Origin of the sequence: Alteromonas sp. a30 (assembly GCF_026788005.1) — a bacterium.
Classification (GTDB): Bacteria; Pseudomonadota; Gammaproteobacteria; order Enterobacterales; family Alteromonadaceae; genus Paraneptunicella.
The window spans coordinates 113,449-129,599 of the sequence record NZ_JABEPE010000013.1 but is presented as its reverse complement, the minus strand read 5'-3'; the positions used below and the strand labels follow the sequence as shown (position 1 = coordinate 129,599).

Genomic DNA, 16,151 nt, shown 5'->3' with positions numbered 1-16,151 from the left:
CATCAAAGTGTTTGGTTACATCATGCGAAATAACGAATCCAAACAATTTGATTTACTGCGATTACTGGCGCTAAGCAAAGGCGCTTTATAATTCAGGAAGTGGTATTTAAATGGATGTTCCCGACACGTAGTAAGCCGTATCTCCATCACGGCGCATCGAAGTAACTTTGTGAAAAGCGGTAACAAGCAAAGTCACCAAGATGCATTTTTAAGCCATGAGAAAGTTAACGCTTTTTCATGGCTTTTTTTATTGGAAATGATACGGGCAATAAGCGCCACACTTAAGCGGCAAATAACAAGTACATAGACAGGATAGGGTAAGGGGCTGGGTTTAAGGCCCATCGTTCACTTGGGCCTTAGTCTATTACTTCACTTCATTAATCTTCACATCGGCATTCATGCCTTTAAGCTCCAGCGCAAATTTAAACGGTTTTTTGGCCTTTTTGCCCTCAATAAGAGTAAACGCAGCCCGACAAGCAACCTTAATTACACATATTTACATTATTGTTATATGAGTTTTACCCTTCTAATGGTTAGTATTTCAACCCGCTAATGAGCAAGGACAATAAATAACTGCTAAGGGTTAGGGTTATACATTAATGCATTCACCGATTATGGAAAAATTCTCGTTATCGTTTTTGGCTGCACGTTTTATGTGTGGGGGTTCTGCACTTACTACGGGCCGAAATGTATCTAGGAAAAGGCTAACGCTTGTCAATGTTATTCCCGATTATCCAGATATTGAAGCGAAGCTTCTATCTAAAGAAATTGAGGCTTATCAAAAAGCAAAAGACCTTCTTAGAGCAGTAGATAAACTAACGCCTGAGGTGTTACTGGATGCGCACCGATGCTTTTTTTCAAATAAATTTAAGCTTGGTCGTTTTCGCACAACACAAAACTGGATAGGAAAATCACTAGATACAGCGGAGTATGTGCCTCCTGAGCCTGAAAAAGTCAAACCTGAGATAGAAAACTGGTTAGGCTATTTAAGTCATTCTGCTGATTCAATCGAATTAATCATTGAAGCTTATACAAGGCTTATTTTACTTCATCCATTTCCTGATGCTAATGGACGACTATCAAGAGCTTTTCTTGATGTTATGTATTCACGCATAAAAAATGACGTTGTTCCATTATCACTGTATCGCTTAGGTACTAATGAAAAGCTCTATATCAAAGGCGTTAGGGCGTTTGGATTAGATAACAGCCTTGGAATAAAGCATCCGTACTGGGTAGATACTATTTCGTGGTCTGAAAACACAACGATAAACGCCTTAGAGCAAATACAAAAAACAAAAAGGGCGTTTCAGTCGCAAATGGGGATTTTTTCTATTTCAAAAGAAGAAGTTCAACTAATGGATTACCTTTGGCTTTACCCCATCACTACCCACTCGCATCTTCAACAAACATTTAATTGGGATAAGGAGTTCTGCCATTCTGCACTTCAAAAGCTGTGCAATTTGAGATTGCTTACAACCAAGAAGCTAAAGAATAGCAAACATCAAGTTGTCTTTGTCTGCGAAAACGTATTTACGTGTTTTGAAGCCATAGATGATTTGTTTTTAAACAAGAGAAGCAAGTAAAATAAAGAGGAAAATTATAAATGAAAGCACCGTTCTCAAAGATAGCTTTGGCGGTAGTTTTGCTAAATAGTTCTATATACATTACGGCGGATAATTCTGAAGATTACTTGGAAAATGATTCTTCATATGCATCTGTATCGGAAATTCAAAGTTCAGGATGGCATTGGGGAGTTAATAGCGCCAATGCATGTAACAATGCTCAAAGTTTTAGTGACTGTATTCCTGTATACGGTCAAGACCCCGGAGATTTTGAATTCGGCTTTGGCGACTTTGGTGGCGTTGGCTATGGCGATTCAGGCGGCGGTGGTGGTGGAAGCGGCGGTGATAGCGGCGGTGGGGATTCAAGTTCATCGAATGATCCAACTAAGAATAAAAGTGCGTGTTTAGTCCAAGCTGATAGGGATCAAAACTTGTGCTTGTCGCTAAGTAGAGGAACTGCTGTCGTAACAGCTGGAGTTTGTGTTGGATTTGTACACCCATTATATATAGCAGCCTGTACCGCAGCTGCTGGAGTTGGAGGTATAATAGGAGAGTATCAATGTAACGATGCTTTTATAACACAAAAAAGTAATTGCAACGCATTACCGGATTAAATTATGAAATCAACTGAAAATAGATTAATAACTTACTACAGAAAGTTAATAACTTCTACGCTTCTTATTCTATTTCTAGCCTATATAGTTTTCGATTACTATCGAAATGAAAAATTAATATCAGAAGGTGTGTCGGTAAATTTTGACTCAGGCTTTTCTGTTTTGGCTGTATCAATATTGCTTTCAGTATTTTTGATACTCAAATTAATAGAAAGGTTAATTCAAACAAAAGATAATCACTAAATGTTTGAATTTTTGTTGCCCTATTAATTTAGGGCGATACCTGAGGAAATAAATATAAAGCATGAATAAAATAATATATTCCCTCTTAGTTTTGGTGTTCGTTATTTTAGTATTGGGACTAACGCGCGAGGAAAAAAAAGTTAAGGCCAGTGTAGGTAATGTGACCAGCACTTTCGTGTCGGGTGAGGAACTTGATAACGATTTGGTAAACATTGATAAAAAGGAAATGCAATGTGAATCATTTATCTTAGATAACATAAATAACAACTCTACCAAATATAAAATTGAAGTGCTTAGAGAGTTTGTTGCATCAGAAAAGAGTTTTATAGAGAGTTCAAGAATTACTAATATATTCTTCCATTTGTCTGGTTTCGGAGTACCAGCAGGGCGGTTAATGATGGATGAAGATAAGTTTATTAATAACTCATTCCCAACTTTTGAAAATGAGAAATTTGCCTCGTTCGAAAACAATCAAACAATAACTGAATTGATTCAGGAAGATAAGTTTGAGGAAATAATTAAATTAATATATCAGAAGGAAATTGACCCTAATAATATATTTACATTCAAAGGGAAGAAAGTAACGTTAGTTGAGTTGATATATAGATCGTTTCCTAAAGATAGAATAAGAAAAATAACACGCCTGATTGATGCGGGCGCTCTCGTTAGAAATTCAGATATAGTATTCTTTATAAAAAATGGTGCTAGCTTGCAGTTTATGGAAGCCATTTACTATGGAAATAATATTTCACCTGATTTTACTTTTATCGCTACCGGTTACTCAAATTCATTTGCCACATACGCCTTGCTAAATCAGAGGGCAGATTTATTTTACTTTTGGGACAATTTAGGGAGTCCCAGTGAACCTAATATCGTTGAACCAAATGCTCTAGATATTCTTGCTAATAGAAATAATAACTTGGCTCAAGTGGATATTGATAGGATTTATGAAGTTATACTTAAGAAAAATATACGAGCGAACGTAGAATCAACACCTGAAAAACTTTCTAAAATAGTATCTCCTGTTCTTTTTGAAAATTTTCCTGTTCATCAAAGAAATTTATTACATGACTCAGAAGAAAAAGAAAGAAATGTTTTAACAAACCTTACTGATAAGTCGTATAAATTAATTTTAAAAGAAATTGTGTTGCCAGAACTATTTTTAGATGAAAATGTTTCTTGCCTAAGAAAGTTAGGGCGAGATTTTTTTAAATCATTATCAAGAAGTTATATTTATAATTTAAATAAAAGTAGAATGTTGGCAAATGAATATTCAGAGAAACACCTAAATGAAATCATTCAAGAAGCTCAAGAGATATTTTATTCTGATGAGGATGTAATAAACTATTTAGGTATGGGGCAGGGATTTAAATCAAAGCACCTAGTTAGTCACTTTAAACAAAAAAGAGCAACTGAGTATGCAATGGAAATAGCCAATAAAAGCAAATCTAAAGGAAATTCCGGCATTCAGGATAACTTAAAGGCAGTATATGAGTTGGCGAAAAAAGGAATGTGGGATGAAGCAACTCGTATTTTATCTAAATTAGAAATAGAAAATAAGAATGTCATGTCTACTCTGCTTATGATTGCTATCAGTGTAAATGCTCAACCTGAAATAGTGGATTCCTTTTTAAAGAAAGGGGCGGAGTTTAATTCATCAATAATAGCGTCAGTTATATTTAATAATAATGTAGATGTAGCAGAATTATTGTATTCATATGGATTAGATATAAATTACATCGATCCCCTAGGAAAAACACCAGTCATGTTGAGTTCTCAGATGGGCTCTTTAAGTATTTTAAGGTGGCTTATTGCCAAGGGAAGCGTTGTTAATAGTTACTCGAAAGGATTTGATGCACTAGATCTTGCGTTAATCTCAGGCCGAATAGATAATACAAAGTTAGAAATAATAAAAACACTTATTAATTCAGGAATAATCATTGAGCCAAGCCATAAAGAAATAGTTGAACGTTTAAAGATTAGTAGAAAAGAAGAATATCTTTTAATCATCGAAAGATTTCCAGAGCTTATTTTATAGATAACGTACATAGACAGGTTCTAGGGTAAGGGGTTCTGGGTTTAAGGCCCAAATCACTTGGGCCTTAGTCTATGTACTTCACTTCATCATTAACCTTCACATCGGCATTCATGTCTTTAAGCTCAAGCGCAAATTTAAACGTTTTTTTGGGCACAATTCGGGGCTGCTCTGGTGCCATCTTTATCACTTCTTGAGCTTTCCAGTTCACATCAAGCGTTAACAGCATCAGCGGATAACGCACATTCACCATATTAAATATGTAGCGCTGCTTTTCGTTGAAATAGAACATAGCGCCATCTTTGCAATGTGGGTTTTTGATACCCAAGGCTTGTTCAGCTTGGGTTCTGGCGGCACACACTTGGTAGGCATTACCATTTATTAACACATTAAACGTGGGATTGTGGGTTTCCGGTTGTGCTTGGATGCCGGTGTTCATTGCAAGCAAAGCGGTAAGGCCAAGGCTGGCGAGTTTGAACATGTTCATTCGTCTAATCCTTTAGTTATAACGTGTTTTGTCGATTCTCATCATTTCACACATTTACGCATTGTAAAGCGCTTCAATTCGATAACGAAAGCAGCACTAAACCTCAACAGGTTTTGAACCGCAAATTAATCCCCGTAAGTGTTAAAAAATGGGAATGATTTTGTGTGCAGATTTGGGGTTGGTTTCGTGCTGGATTTTTCAGAGAGACAAAGCAAAAACGAGAGAGGGAGGGTGAAAAATCATAAGTCATTGATATTATTATGTTTTCGTTATTTTATTATCAATTTAACATAATATACATTATAGGTAATCATATATTTAAGCCTCTAATTTGATTCTATGAAGTTTTCCAGACTTCGTTCTTGCTTACATTTTTCATTAATCCTCCTGTAGCTCGTAACTATTCCTAAAAACGGCTAACTCAACTTCGTCACTAAAACGTGTTCGATGTGTTAACCGCTTTGTTATTAATACATTTTGTTTGGACTCTTAACTCTTAAAATGACAGGCACTACTTGTGGGATGATTTAGATTTACAATGTTCTATGTCTGGTTTGATTGTGGCGCTGAGAATGTCGTATTTCGCGAACAAAATAAATTTATGGGCAACATAGATTTCGCTTTATTCAAGACCGTGCGCTACGTAAAATCTGAGAACAATCTTTTAACTAAGTAAGCAGATTTCAATGTGGTTAGTTTATTAAATGAACTAAACGTGATTTGAAGTAATAAGTTGTGGATGCTTAAAAAATATTAATTTAATCGTCACAATCAAGCCTTTGCTTACAAGCAACTTCGGAAAATGGAAATGTAATAACAAATTTAGCTCCCTTATTTGTGTCGCTGGTTACTTTAATCTTCCCGCCAAGTTTCATAACCAGATTATGAGTAACCGATAAGCCTAAACCTACACCTTCACCTATTGCTTTAGTGGTAAAAAACGGCAGGAACACTTTGTCTATTTCTGCCTTGGAAATACCTGGACCATTGTCTTCAACGCTAACAACAAGTTTCTTATGTTTATTTTTTACAGAGATAATAACTTGTGGAGCCATTTCCTGTGGAGCATCCGGTGATGTTACTGCTTGAATTGCATTTTTGATTAGATTGAACAGAATTTGCTGAAAGAAACCACGATGTGTATTGAGTCTAATGTTATCTTTTATATTTAGTTTTATATTTACACTATTTCGAATGTCGTATGAGATTAATCGCAGGGTTTCATCAAAGAGGTGTTGCAAATAAAATGGCGAAGCTTCAAGTTCTTTAACTTGAATAAAGGCATTAAGATCGTTAATTAAGTCTCTAACTCTTAATATGCTTTCTCGCGAGTGATTGATCAATACAAACATGTCTTCAATACTTTTTTTCGTATTTAACCTTTGCTTTAATAAGGTTTCATGCTCATCAATATAGGCGATTAAGTCATCATAGTTTTCTAAGCATTTAATTAAGTTGTTAGTGAAGTCGTGTGTCGATTCAAAATGATTCAATAAATTTAAAACAGAGCACACTCCCTGCTCTTCTTGTTCTTTTCCTAGATTAGGTTCAAATTCTTGCGTAATGGCATTGCGCTTTATCGGTTGTTCTTCGTTTAAAAGCAAAGTTGATAAAGTGGTTTTTAGCCGTATATAACGAGATTTGTCTTTGTTTTCAGAACAACGCCTTTCAAGTAGCAGCGTAAGTTGTTTTGCCGATTCTTTTAGTACATTCATACTCCCCACGGAAATATGCTTAAGTCCATGGGAAGTGAGTGCGCAAAACACCACACTAATAACTTGTCCATATGAACAAATGGGATAAGCAAGATAGGCTTTGATTTCCTTACTAAATAGCAAGTTTAATTTGTAGATGAAAATATCATCATCTTGTGGTAGTTCGATTTGCGGTGAAACTGTTAGTTTTGCCTTTTCGATAGCAGGTTTTAGAATGTCAGCTAGTTGCTCAGAAAGTTCATCTGGCGGGTACGTTTGGTAAGGAAATTCCGCTATTTCGCACTGCCCTGCTTCGTTCAATTTAACATTGAAACTAACTTGTGCAGAACAGAAGTCATGTAATGCATTGATAAAGACATCAAAGAGCTGATGGAGCGGTTCTCGACAGTGACTAAATTGATTGACCGACATTAAAAAATCAGTCAGTTTCAAGCTCATTCTAGCGCGCTTATTCATAATATAGAGGCTATTTAAGTTGCGCTCTATTTCCTTTTGAATACAGTCAATATTTCGGTGCGAGGTTTGGTAATAACCGGCAATATCAAAGTCTGCTAACGATACACTCTTACAGGCATTATTCCCCATATTTACGATGTAAATCGGCAACCAATCGTTATCCAGTTCTCGTCTTAAAAAGGTTTGTACTGTTGAAATTTCGTTTTCTTGTTGTTGTTCATGAAGCTCGAAAACGATTGCTAAAATAGCGTGTCGTCTTAACAGGGTTTTTATCTGTTTAAGGGAGTTTGCATGATAATAAACACAGTTATGTTCGATGCTGGGAAGTGTTGGTTCAGAATGTGCGTAAATAACAATTTGGAGCATGAAAAAAGCCCTATACTGAAGCTTTGTAGTTATCTCTCTATTGTTACAAGATAGTTGATGGATGGGCAGTCAACAACAAAATGGCTGAACTGATGAGTGATAAGGCATCCTTGCCAAATCTCATTTATTTATCCATATGAATAACGCTACGAATACTTTCGCCTTTATGCATCAAATCAAAAGCCTCATTAATTGCAGGAAGCGCCATTGTGTGGGTAATAAACTCTTGCAAACCAAATTCGCCTGCTAAATACTGCTCTACAATATCAGGTAGTTGTGAGCGACCTTTTACGCCGCCAAAGGCTGTACCACGCCAAACTCGTCCGGTTACCAGTTGGAAAGGTCGTGTTGATATTTCTTGCCCAGCCCCTGCTACGCCAATAATGACGGATTCGCCCCAACCTTTATGACAGCACTCTAAAGCTTGACGCATCACGTTAACATTACCGATGCACTCAAATGAGTAATCGACACCGCCATCAGTCATTTCAATGATGACTTCTTGAATTGGTTTGTCGAATTTTTGTGGGTTAACAACATCGGTTGCCCCCAGTTTTTGTGCGAGTTCGAATTTAGATTCATTAATATCGATACCAATGATTCGACTGGCTCCTGCCATTCTTGCACCAATAACAGCTGATAAACCAATACCGCCCAAGCCGAAGATGGCAACGGTATCGCCTTGTTTTACTTTAGCTGTATTCAGCACCGCGCCCATGCCAGTTGTGACCCCACAACCTAACAAGCAAACTTCCTCAAGAGGCGCCTCTTTATTGACTTTAGCTAGTGAAATTTCTGGTAAAACGGTGTATTCGGAAAAGGTGGAACAACCCATATAGTGATAAATGGTTTCTCCGTCTTTTGAGAAGCGGCTGGTGCCATCAGGCATTAAGCCTTTACCTTGTGTTTCCCGTACAGCTTGGCATAGATTCGTTTTACCCGATTTGCAGAACTTACATTCGCCACATTCCGCAGTATAAAGTGGAATTACATGGTCGCCGACTTCAACGGATGTAACCCCCTCACCTATCATTTCAACTATGCCGCCGCCTTCGTGACCCAGAATGCTAGGAAAAATACCTTCAGGATCTTCACCCGAAAGCGTAAAAGCATCGGTATGACATACGCCAGATGCAACAATACGAACAAGCACCTCTCCTGCTTTAGGAAGCTCAACGTCAACTTCTTCCATTGTTAAAGGTTCGCCGGCTGCCCATGCAACTGCTGCTTTTGATTTGATTGATGTTTGACCTGGTTTGATGTCAATTGCCATCCGTCGTACTCCGCATAATTCGGTTAATTCAAAGCTATAGTCTAATTCCTTTCTAATAATTTATAATCAACATAAAATGAAAATAATTATTTCATCAATGTAACAATTACAATAATTAGCGAGTTTAGTTTTGGCAAATTGGGAAGGGGTTAATGAGTTCGTTGCGGTGGTAGAAACAGGCAGCTTCACGCACGCCGCAAAGAAATTGGCGACTTCTGTGGTGCAAGTTAGTCGTAAAGTGGCAACCTTAGAGTCGCGTTTAGCGGTCAAACTATTATATCGAACCACTCGAAAAGTCTCCTCAACAGAGGCCGGACATGTTTTTTATGAGCAGTGTCGGCACTTAATTGAAGGGCTCGAGCTGGCTGAACATGCTGTCATGCAAATGCAGAGTACCCCTAAGGGGGCATTAAAAGTGACTGCGCCTGCTACGTTCGGCGAAACTTATATTTCCCCTTTGGTGAATGCGTTTCTACAGCAACATGAGCAAGTTGAAATAGATCTTATTTTAACCAATGAGCAATTAAACCTTGTTGAAAATGGCATTGATGTCGCAGTTCGACTCGGGCATTTAAAAAGCTCAACGTTAAAAGCCAAACCGCTTGGTTCTAGGCAATTGCGAGTATGCGCTAGCCCCAGCTATCTTTCACGGTTTAGCGAACCCACGACATTGTCGACGCTAAGTAAACATATCTGTTTAACTGGCACGAACGAATATTGGAATTTTAAAGAAAACGGGAAAGCTCGCGCATTAAAAGTATCTGGTCGCTTAAGTTGTAATTCTGGCGCCACTTTACTCGCGGCAGCAAAACAAGGGCTGGGGCTAGTGCAATTGCCGGATTACTATTTAAACTCAGCATTGCAAAGTGGTGAACTTAAAGAAGTATTGCAAGCGTACCGATGTGATAAAGAAGGTATTTGGGCGCTGTACCCTCAGGCATCGAATGTCTCGTTAAAAGTTCGGCTCTTTATTGATTTCTTGGCTGAAAATCTTAATGTTGGTCAGCCATATGTGTGATGGGTAGCGAAGGCGGTTAACCGCCCTCTTCTTAATGTTTATTGCATTAAAGCTTATCACCTGAAAAGGTAATTGCAGCATTACCCATAAAGCTGACTTTAATATACTTACTTTTTTCATTGCCCCACATGCAGGTTTTAGTACCCAATGCAGTTGAACACTCATCATGTTTACCAATCACTGATTCGACTTCTTCTAGACTCATACCCATTTCTAGTTTGTCGTAATTTTGTTGATTGAGCTTTGAACAACCTGAGAGTAGCAACGCCGCAGCCAAAAGTCCGCTTAGTGCTAATGCCTTTTTCATATGCAGTACCTTTACTTATTGTTTTCATTAGACTTAAGGATATACAGAGAAATACCTTAAGGCGAATTTTTCGTTTGTAAACCCTTCCCTGCTTCATTGCTAGTAACAGGATCAACTTCTGTAAGGAATGTCACAAATTATTTAAGGATATATATATTACCTCAAAGACATTTCATTTATTATCGAATCCTTATCGACCGAATAGATGAAATAAGTTAAAAAACCTCACCTGTTCGGGCAAATATGGACAAGTTTTAATGAGAAGTGTAATGAATATCGCGATAATTAATAGCGCAGGCTTTTGGCCTATGGGGTGGGCAACGGACGAAACTAGCCAACAAGATACAATACAAACACTCACTCGTCTTGGTGTGAATGTCACAGTGACAGAAGTCGCGAATGTAGATGAATTAGTCTCCTTTCTAACGACTTTGAAACAAGAAGAAAGTAGCGATTCGTATCTTATCTGGCCAAACGCGTATGAAGTGTTTTTAGACCAGCATTCAAATCAAAAAGCATGGCTTGCAGACATTATTGAGGAGCATGGTTTTGCCCTTATTGGTAATAATGCCGAAGCATTACGTAATGTAATGTCGAAATCGCAATGTCAGCGTATTTTGTCCAACCATAGGGTGCCTATTCCTGCTTTCTTATCCGTTGATCAATCATTATTGGATGATGCCGTTTTACTGCAACAATCGCTTGAGACTCATCAACTCAGCTACCCACTATTTATTAAGCCTCACAATCTCTCAACCAGTAAAGGTATTACCCAAGACAATGTCGTGTACTGTTTTGATACACTCTACGAGCAAGTAAACCTTATAGGTAAAAATTTCGGGTTCCCGGTTATGATCGAGGAATACTTGCCTGGCCAAGATATTACAGTCTCTGTTTTTATGACGGGCGACTCTCCGAGCACTTTACCAACTTACTACGATACAAAAATTTATGATGATCCCGGTGCCGTTTTAGATCACAGCATTCGGATGCGTGATTGGGACGACGGCAAGTGGTTGCGGGTGGTTGAGGAGCCTGAAGTGTTAGAGGCCATAAATGAGGTGGTCGTTCCTGCCGCTATTGCAGTTGGTATAGAGGGGTTCACGCGAATTGATTGTCGGTTTGATCGACAAGGAAAACTAAAAGTCTTTGATGTAAATGGCCTTCCCGGTCTTGAACTTCCCTTCAGTACCACGGTGTGGCAAATGATCGTCAAACTCGATAAACACGACCAACAATTTGCATTCGAAACGTTAATTAGTTTAGTGGTCTACTGCGCAGCACTGCGCTATAACTTGAATATGTCCTCTGCAATAAAAACAAGGGCAGAAGCCTTCATTTTTAATAAAGCGCTAAATTTTGAGGTACATGAGACTGCGTAATAATTGTTCTTTGAACAGGGGTTTAACAGCAATTTCGTTAAACCCAAGTCGAGTTAGTATTTTCATATTGGCATGATTACTAGGATGCACCGTAGCGTAAAGGTGCTGGAGTCCCATGCATTGAGCAAGTTCAATACGTTTTTGGGCTAATAACGCTCCAATACCACATCCCCTCGCCTCTGGATCAACAAGGCTATACAACATTAAAGCACATGATTCAGGGGCATGTTCCGTCCTTTCCAAATATTCTGGCCACGGCTGCATTTTCCGTAATGCTGTATATCCCACCACTCGTTCACCCGAAAGGGCGACAATATTATAAGCGCCACCTTCCAGATTGCTTTTGAAAAAAGTACGATCCTGTTTATAAACGTGAGGAGAGGCGTTATTCGCATGGGATTTTTCGAGTAACAACTCTAATTGTGCTAAATAGCCTTGTTCACTTATTCCATTTGAAAGTGTTTTGATGCGAATATCCATTTTTTCCCTGTGTTAAATCTCTAAAAAACAACGGCGTTCTTGGCTTGCCTTGCTCGAATGCGACGATGCTCTTTTAGTGTATGAAAAAATACATAACCATTTATATCAAACCCACAGGCTTCAACCATGCTAAAAAATTGGTTGATAGAAGGGGTTCCCATATCCTTTTCCCAATTCTCATAGGTTTTACGTGTTCTCACTCCTGCGGCTTTCGCCATTTGCATCGTTGTTAAACCAGACCATGCTCGCATAATGCGAAGATCACAACCACGAATAGGTAAAATGTCAGCGAAGTCTAACTTCATTTCATTAAACATTACAACGCTCCTGTCAGCTTAATCGGAATAAAAGCTCTTGTCTTTGTTTCTAGCAAGGAATTGGAATAAAGCCCTTGCTTCCATATCCACACCACATGCTTTGACCATATAGAAAAATTGATTAACATTGGGGGTACCTAAGCCCTTCTCCCAGTTTTCATATGTTTTTCTATTCTTTACCCCTGCCGCTTTTGCCATTTGCGATGTTGTTAACCCCGCACTAACTCTCAAATTTTTTAGATCCGCTCCAGTGACTGGCGCAACATCTGAAAAACTTATATCACTATGCATATTTAACCAGACCAATCATAAAAACGTTTAAGTGTTTCGATATGGGGTATTATCCAACCTTTTAAATTTATATCAAATCATTTTTGATGAATCTATAAATGTGCGCTACTTATCGTTTAAATCGAAGGATACTTTCTATTAATTTGGCTTATTTAAGTTGGCTTTTTTATACATCAAAGTAATCATAAATTTGGCATGTTGAGATACCTAAGCTTTTAACATTTTAGAATAAATGAGAGCATTGCAATTTTGATTTATGTCTTACAAGTTTCTAGCTGTTTGACTCGCGCAGCCAATATGCTACCGGAGGCATGTATCAAAAACTAAGCAAGGAGGTAAAGTCATGAGTCAAAACGCCAATCGTTACCTAATTCAAATGCCTTAGAAAGGTAGAGTTTAAATGTGTTAATTTCCTTTTTAAAACAATGTGGCTAGATAATTTCACAAAAGCAAATGTTTACATTCACAAACATGTATAAGCATATAAAATATGTCGAATATTAACCTTGTCATGAGATTTGTAAAAAATCATGAAACAGGCATCTTATACTTTAAGAAAATAGACAGAAACAATATTTGGCTTCATTTTTTTTTGAAAAGAGTGAACTGGTTGATGATTTTATACTCGACTTTGTTATTTAATAGTGAACTAAGAATTATTTCATTGAAATAGTGATCCTAATCTCCTAAATTCCGCTATTTTATAATTAAACATAACATCCAATTCAATGCGTAAGTCCCTTTTTCAATGCATAAATTATCATTACTTCACCTTGAGATTGTTCACAGCATTGTGAATCAAGGCTCGATGACCAATGCCGCACAAACATTGTGTCTATCTCAACCTGCCCTGAGTCATCAACTCAAAGACTTAGAATCTCGATTAGGTTGTCGTGTATTTCATAGAGTTAATAAAAAGCTGATTCTGACTAAAGTGGGTATAGAAGTATACAATGCCGCAGAAACGATACTTGGTCAGATTTCACAGCTATCTGCTAAAGTAAAACGCCTTAGTGAGAACAACGATCTCCATATTCGTATTAGTACCGAATGTTACACTTGCTACCATTGGCTGCCGGAAGTCATCCAAAAATTAAAAATGAATAAAAGCAATATTGATGTGGAGCTTGTTATTGAAGCAACCGCTGATCCAGTTCAGGCGTTGATTCAAGGTCAAATTGATTTAGCCATTATCACGCAGCAACCTTTACCCTCGCCTGTGACTAGCCGACCCTTAGTGGAAGATGAATTAGTTGTCGTTGTATCAGAAGCACATGCTCTTGCGCATCTTTCACACTTCTCACTTAATGATTTAGCAAAAGAAACACTTTTTATTTACGATATTCCAGACTCTCGTAATTTCGTGTTATCGCACGTATTACAAGGGGATGAGACAAAAGTGGCGAAACTACAAAAAGTCCAACTAACCGAAGCAATTCTTAATCTAGTGAATGCTAATTTGGGCGTCACTATCATGGCAGATTGGGCAGTACCTCCCTTTTTACAAGAGAAACATTTAAAACGTATCCCTTTATTAGGTATAAGCGGGCGTCGAGAGTGGGTATTGGCAAGTTTGAGTGATATATCTGAACATGAGCAGTATTTTGTTGATGCATTGACCGACATACTTAATCAACGACTTGAAGATAACAATTAGGTTTAGGCGAAATTCACCTTTTGGAAACGCGCATTCGGAGTTAACACTCGGAGTAAAATAAGCTGATTTACAGGTATTTGTTCTACTCCATTATGGGTGTTCAGGCACAATATTTCTTGGCGATTTGCCAATGTTTTAATATCAATGGCTTCACCTGAAATAACCTGTTGCGTGTTAAGTGTGGCTTCCACCTGATAATGAAACATACAGGCAATTTCCAGATAATCATATAAATGACAGGATAAACCGTTACTCATTAGATGCCTTGTAACCCGGTGCTAATGTTAGATTTTCAGCGCCATATAACGTTTGGCGGTTGCGTAAATATAATTGATACTCTGGGCTTATTAGGCTTGCATCCTCGGTGCAGTCAACATTCCATCGTCTTAACAAATACCCTGCCATTGCCGCTCGAACGTTTAATTCTAGAACGCCATTTTGCATGCCAAAGTCCATTTCTATTGCTGTAGGAAAGTGAATGTTTTTAGGGTGAGGGACAAGTTGTAGTGGCATGATGCGCGTCCATTGATGATCTTCTTGCTGCCGCTCTTGTGGTTGCACCTCTTGTTCATACTTTACGGTCACTCTAGAAATGCGCGTTAAAACAAAGTCTCTAAAGGATTGGCTTTTTCGGTCAAAGCCTCGCACATGCCAGCGTAACCCATTATCAATAATGGAATGTGGAATAAATTCTCTTGCACCTGAGCCACTGCTCAAAGAGGTATAAATAAGATTAACGGGCTTTTGGTTAATGATGGCTTGAGATAAACGAGCGACGACAAATAAGTCAGGTACATTAAGCTGATTAGGCGCCTCAACGGGAAAGGGAGTGTCATTGATAGCATCAAACCCATCGCTAATTTGATGAGCCAACTTAACCAAAGTTTTACGGGTATCGTGTTCAAATAACGGAGAAAATTGCGTGGTAATAAAATACTTTTTTAACGCTGGGTCATATTGGATATTGTTGGCAGCGAGCGCTTTGTATAAATTGATGTCGCGAGTAGCAGCTGATAGCCCCAATTCAAAGTGTTGCACAATTTCACTGCGAGATACCGTACCTACAAACAACAGTTTAAAGTCGATATAGGATAATCGTTGCTTTTGAGCGAAACTGAGATGCGTTAAATCTTGAGCGGTAACTTCCATAATCAAGCTGGTTTGTTTTATTTGTAGCCTAAGTATGGTTACTTTTGAATCTCACTTCAAGTCGTTTTCCATGCAAAGATGGATTCTTTTCAGTGGAATGCATAGAATACGTGGGCAAATTACGTCACCCAAAGCTTTATCATAAGCTTGCCTTCAGGAGAATTTTCGTGAAATTAAAGATTATTGCTGGCAGCAATCGCGCCAATTCCAATAGCCGCAAAATTGCTGATGCAATCCAAGAAAGATGCAATGCAAACATTGATGCTTTCGACTCGGTTAATACTCTCGATTTTGCCGAAGTCGACATCCCTCATTGGGACGAAGAATTCTGGACGAAGTCAGAAAAGTGGGCCCCAATTAAGCAAGATGTGATTGCACCGATGAAAGATGATGATGCCTTTGTCATCATTACACCAGAATACTCAGGCATGGTTCCGGGCATTTTGAAAAACTTCTTCTTACTTTGCAGCGCTAAAGAAATGGGTCATAAACCAGCGTTGATTGTATCGGTTTCAACAGGAACCGGTGGCAGCTATCCCGTGGCTGAATTGCGGATGAGCAGCTATAAAAACACCCGCCTCTGCTATATTCCAGATCACATTATTGTGCGTGATGCAGACAATTTTAGTAATGAGCATCCGGTTAGCGAACGTCTTGATTACAGCTTGACGCTACTAGGTGAATACGCAAAAGGATTAAAGCCCATTCGGGAATCTGGTTTAATTAACACTAAGGATTTCCCTTACGGTTTATAATCCTTAACCAATTATTGATCTTAAAAAATACGCATGCCGCCTGT

16 protein-coding genes are annotated in these 16,151 nt (G+C 38.3%); 7 read left to right on the top strand and 9 right to left on the bottom strand.

Annotated features, from left to right (window positions below):
• Window positions 1-614 precede the first annotated feature (614 nt).
• The 3 genes from HJG39_RS13590 to HJG39_RS13580 all read left to right on the top strand — a co-directional run bounded on the left by HJG39_RS13590 (window position 615) and on the right by HJG39_RS13580 (window position 4,457).
• A complete protein-coding gene (locus HJG39_RS13590; protein ID WP_268409874.1) occupies window positions 615-1,583 on the top strand; it encodes a Fic family protein in 969 nt (322 codons plus the stop codon).
• A 20-nt stretch (window positions 1,584-1,603) separates the two neighbouring features.
• The gene (locus tag HJG39_RS13585) at window positions 1,604-2,176 is read left to right on the top strand and encodes a hypothetical protein (protein ID WP_268409873.1); all 573 of its coding nucleotides are present in this window, start codon (window positions 1,604-1,606) and stop codon (window positions 2,174-2,176) included.
• 304 nt (window positions 2,177-2,480) lie between these two features.
• Window positions 2,481-4,457, top strand: a complete 1,977-nt coding sequence (locus HJG39_RS13580) for an ankyrin repeat domain-containing protein (RefSeq protein ID WP_268409871.1) — start codon at window positions 2,481-2,483, stop codon at window positions 4,455-4,457.
• Window positions 4,458-4,521: 64 nt separating this feature from the next.
• Here the strand turns inward: HJG39_RS13580 and HJG39_RS13575 are convergent, their stop codons facing one another.
• The 3 genes from HJG39_RS13575 to HJG39_RS13565 all read right to left on the bottom strand — a co-directional run bounded on the left by HJG39_RS13575 (window position 4,522) and on the right by HJG39_RS13565 (window position 8,751).
• Window positions 4,522-4,941 carry a DUF192 domain-containing protein gene (locus tag HJG39_RS13575; RefSeq protein ID WP_268409867.1) on the bottom strand — a complete coding sequence of 140 codons (420 nt, stop codon included), beginning with the start codon at window positions 4,939-4,941 and terminating at the stop codon, window positions 4,522-4,524.
• A 758-nt stretch (window positions 4,942-5,699) separates the two neighbouring features.
• On the bottom strand, window positions 5,700-7,262 hold the full coding sequence (locus tag HJG39_RS13570) for a sensor histidine kinase (RefSeq protein ID WP_268409864.1): 1,563 nt from the start codon (window positions 7,260-7,262) through the stop codon (window positions 5,700-5,702).
• Window positions 7,263-7,602: 340 nt separating this feature from the next.
• On the bottom strand, window positions 7,603-8,751 hold the full coding sequence (locus HJG39_RS13565; RefSeq protein WP_268409862.1) for an S-(hydroxymethyl)glutathione dehydrogenase/class III alcohol dehydrogenase: 1,149 nt from the start codon (window positions 8,749-8,751) through the stop codon (window positions 7,603-7,605).
• Between the two features lie 130 nt (window positions 8,752-8,881).
• On the opposite strand from HJG39_RS13565, the gene HJG39_RS13560 reads away from it, so the two are divergent.
• Window positions 8,882-9,769 carry a LysR family transcriptional regulator gene (locus tag HJG39_RS13560; protein ID WP_268409860.1) on the top strand — a complete coding sequence of 296 codons (888 nt, stop codon included), beginning with the start codon at window positions 8,882-8,884 and terminating at the stop codon, window positions 9,767-9,769.
• Window positions 9,770-9,815: 46 nt separating this feature from the next.
• On the opposite strand, the gene HJG39_RS13555 is transcribed toward HJG39_RS13560, so the two are convergent.
• Window positions 9,816-10,076, bottom strand: a complete 261-nt coding sequence (locus HJG39_RS13555) for a DUF3862 domain-containing protein (RefSeq protein ID WP_268409858.1) — start codon at window positions 10,074-10,076, stop codon at window positions 9,816-9,818.
• A 269-nt stretch (window positions 10,077-10,345) separates the two neighbouring features.
• Between HJG39_RS13555 and HJG39_RS13550 the strand changes: the two genes are divergently transcribed.
• A complete protein-coding gene (locus tag HJG39_RS13550) occupies window positions 10,346-11,458 on the top strand; it encodes a hypothetical protein (RefSeq protein WP_268409857.1) in 1,113 nt (370 codons plus the stop codon).
• Here the strand turns inward: HJG39_RS13550 and HJG39_RS13545 are convergent.
• From HJG39_RS13545 to HJG39_RS13535, 3 genes are read right to left on the bottom strand one after another with little or no spacing between them, the layout of a single operon-like run.
• The gene (locus HJG39_RS13545) at window positions 11,429-11,938 is read right to left on the bottom strand and encodes a GNAT family N-acetyltransferase (protein WP_268409855.1); all 510 of its coding nucleotides are present in this window, start codon (window positions 11,936-11,938) and stop codon (window positions 11,429-11,431) included. The two genes, HJG39_RS13550 and HJG39_RS13545, sit on opposite strands and share 30 nt — an antisense overlap.
• A gap of 20 nt (window positions 11,939-11,958) precedes the next feature.
• Window positions 11,959-12,255, bottom strand: a complete 297-nt coding sequence (locus tag HJG39_RS13540; protein WP_268409853.1) for a helix-turn-helix transcriptional regulator — start codon at window positions 12,253-12,255, stop codon at window positions 11,959-11,961.
• Window positions 12,256-12,273: 18 nt separating this feature from the next.
• Window positions 12,274-12,546 carry a helix-turn-helix transcriptional regulator gene (locus HJG39_RS13535; RefSeq protein ID WP_268409851.1) on the bottom strand — a complete coding sequence of 91 codons (273 nt, stop codon included), beginning with the start codon at window positions 12,544-12,546 and terminating at the stop codon, window positions 12,274-12,276.
• A 748-nt stretch (window positions 12,547-13,294) separates the two neighbouring features.
• On the opposite strand from HJG39_RS13535, the gene HJG39_RS13530 reads away from it, so the two are divergent.
• Window positions 13,295-14,203 (top strand): LysR family transcriptional regulator, encoded by a 909-nt coding sequence (locus HJG39_RS13530; RefSeq protein WP_268409850.1) that lies wholly within the window; start codon window positions 13,295-13,297, stop codon window positions 14,201-14,203.
• A 2-nt stretch (window positions 14,204-14,205) separates the two neighbouring features.
• Here the strand turns inward: HJG39_RS13530 and HJG39_RS13525 are convergent, their stop codons facing one another.
• Together HJG39_RS13525 and HJG39_RS13520 are read right to left on the bottom strand one after the other, a co-directional pair.
• Window positions 14,206-14,460, bottom strand: a complete 255-nt coding sequence (locus HJG39_RS13525) for a Rho-binding antiterminator (protein WP_268409848.1) — start codon at window positions 14,458-14,460, stop codon at window positions 14,206-14,208.
• Complete coding sequence (locus HJG39_RS13520; protein ID WP_268409846.1) at window positions 14,453-15,352, bottom strand: WYL domain-containing protein; 900 nt, start codon at window positions 15,350-15,352, stop codon at window positions 14,453-14,455. The genes HJG39_RS13525 and HJG39_RS13520 overlap by 8 nt, the downstream gene beginning before the upstream one ends.
• A 167-nt stretch (window positions 15,353-15,519) precedes the next feature.
• Between HJG39_RS13520 and HJG39_RS13515 the strand changes: the two genes are divergently transcribed.
• On the top strand, window positions 15,520-16,107 hold the full coding sequence (locus HJG39_RS13515) for an NADPH-dependent FMN reductase (protein ID WP_268409845.1): 588 nt from the start codon (window positions 15,520-15,522) through the stop codon (window positions 16,105-16,107).
• Window positions 16,108-16,151: the final 44 nt, after the last annotated feature.